This window comes from Caballeronia sp., from assembly GCF_049581465.1.
Taxonomy (GTDB): Bacteria; Pseudomonadota; Gammaproteobacteria; order Burkholderiales; family Burkholderiaceae; genus Caballeronia.
On the sequence record NZ_JBAUSA010000671.1, the window covers coordinates 1 to 2,192 of the forward strand.

The following is a 2,192-nucleotide window of genomic DNA, read 5'->3' on the forward strand; positions in this document are numbered from 1 at the left end:
GGCCAGTACGAAACGGCTGCTTGGTGTGCTTGAGCTGATCCAGACTGTCGACCGTGATGATAGCTCTAGCGATTCGCCCGCGCTTAGCCACCGGTCGTCGGGCTCGCCTTCGACCGTCAGCCATAGCAGGCCCTCGCAGACGCGCAGGGTTTGAGGCCGGTCGATAAGCCAGCATGTGGTGGGCTCGTTCTGTTGAAGCTCCAATGTCCGGATTTCACGCATGTCCCTCTCCTCAAGTTTCAGCCGCTCACACAAGCGCCCCTTGACAGCATTATTTCGGTAAACTTCAATTGTGAAAATGTACAGTGGCGAACACTTGCGCCGTACTGTTCAGGTAATTTGACCGGACACTTTGGCAACACACACAATGAACATCGTCCTCGATTCGCAGAATGGCGTACCGAAGACCGACCAGCTCGTGGTCGGCATCACGCGGTTGATTCGGTCCAGACAGTTGCTGGCGGGCGTGAAGTTGCCGTCCATCCGGGCGCTGGCGGCCGAACAGAAGATCAGCCGCTTTCCGGTCATCGAAGCGTATGACCGGCTCTCGTCGCTGGGACTCATTGTGCCGAAGCACGGGTCGGGCTTTTATGTCGCCAGTCACGTCGGCGCTGACGACTCCATGCCGGGCGGCTCCGATCCGCGACGCGCGGAAGAGGAGTCGAACCAGATACTCCAGCAATTCACTCACCCGGGCGAGACACTGAAGCTGAGCAGCGGTTTCGTCCCTGAGGAGTGGCGGGATATCGACGGCATCGCGCAAGCGGTTCGACAGGTCATGCGCACGGATCCGAGCAGTGTGGTCGACTACGCCATGCCATATGGCGACGGGACGCTCAGGCAGCAGATCCAGATGCGCCTGGGAGCGCTCGCCATTGAAGCGGGCGTGGAAAACATCCTAGTGACCAGCGGGGCCAGCCAGGCGCTCGATCTGGTCGTGCGATACATGCTCAAGCCCGGCGATACCGTATTTGTAGAAGATCCCGCTTACTTCAACTTGTTCGGTTTGCTCAAGCTTCAGGGCGTCAGGATCGTGGGTGTACCGCGGTTAGGCAGTGGCCCCGACGCCGACTTCACCGAGCATTTGCTGAAGACGATCAAGCCCAAGCTGTTCTTCGTCAACACCGTCTTTCATAATCCGACCGGGACGACCATCGCCCCTCAAGTCGCATTCCGACTGCTGCAGCTAGCACAGCAACACGATTTCATGATCGTGGAGGACGATATCTTCGCGGACTTCCAGGCGACGCCTACCCAGCGCCTGGCATCGCTCGATCAGCTTGACCACGTGATCTACATAGGCGGGCTGTCGAAGACGCTGTCGTCGTCGCTGCGCATCGGCTATCTTGCCGCCCAGGGGGAATTGATCAAGCGGCTGGCAGACGTGAAAGTGCTGACAAGCCTAGGCGGGTCGCGCTTTAGCGAAAGCGTGGTGGCAACCTTGCTTGAGCGCGGCACCTACCGAAAATATGTAGAGCGTCTGCGGCGGCGTATTGGCAGCGCGCTATCGACGGCGGTCCAGCATCTTGAAACGAATGGCTGGGAAGTATTCGACGAACCTGCAGGCGGCCATTTTGTCTGGGCGCGTGCACCGGGTATTGAGGACTCCGCGATCCTTGTTAAGCGCGCAGCGCAATTCGACATCACGCTCGCACCGGGAAGTCACTTTCGTCCTAATGGCGAGACGACTTGCTGGGTCCGGATCAACACCGCGAGCGCCGGCGACCCGAAGGCCATTCAGTTCTTCGAGCATATGGGAACCGGCGGCGAACACTAAGGAGATGTGAGGCAGGCTTGAACGCGGCCACGCCGCCTCGGAGGGCCAAACGCATTTGCCGCATTTGCATCAGGAGGCGCCTAAGGCAACCACCCAAGCGCACCCGTATCAAACCGGTGCGCTCAATCCCTTAATGGCAATTCTGCATGGAACACAAAGGGGTCAAACGCATCGCCCGCATGAAAATAGCCACTACACGCGCAGGTCGCGATGCGCTCGAGTTGATACGGCTCCGACCTTGCATCGCTCGGGTGATCGGCTGGGACCCCACGCCGATCTAACCAATGGCGCAGCGCTTCACTGCCCCAACTTCTAAAAGTGGCATTCTGTTCGCGCATCGCACTCTCCTTAAGCGCGTTCCACACAGCCACCCTGGCCTGATGCAGGCCAATCGCCACGCTTCCCGCTTCTTGTA

The 2,192-nt window shown here is 59.2% G+C and carries 3 protein-coding genes; 1 reads left to right on the forward strand and 2 read right to left on the reverse strand.

Annotation, left to right across the window (positions count from 1 at the left end):
- A partial coding sequence (locus WCA53_RS16535; protein ID WP_423912551.1) for a DUF2917 domain-containing protein occupies window positions 1–222 on the reverse strand: 222 nt, incomplete at its 3' end.
- A 145-nt stretch (window positions 223–367) separates the two neighbouring features.
- Between WCA53_RS16535 and WCA53_RS16540 the strand changes: the two genes are divergently transcribed.
- Window positions 368–1,777: a PLP-dependent aminotransferase family protein gene (locus WCA53_RS16540; protein ID WP_423912554.1), complete on the forward strand. Its 1,410-nt coding sequence runs from the start codon at window positions 368–370 to the stop codon at window positions 1,775–1,777.
- 122 nt (window positions 1,778–1,899) lie between these two features.
- On the opposite strand, the gene WCA53_RS16545 is transcribed toward WCA53_RS16540, so the two are convergent.
- Window positions 1,900–2,192: Ish1 domain-containing protein (locus WCA53_RS16545; protein ID WP_423912557.1), on the reverse strand; the 293-nt coding region annotated here is incomplete at its 5' end.

Coding starts and splice junctions, on each gene's coding strand:
- WCA53_RS16540 (WP_423912554.1), top strand. CDS start 368: ATGAACATCGTCCTCGATTCGCAGAATGGCGTACCGAAGACCGACCAG.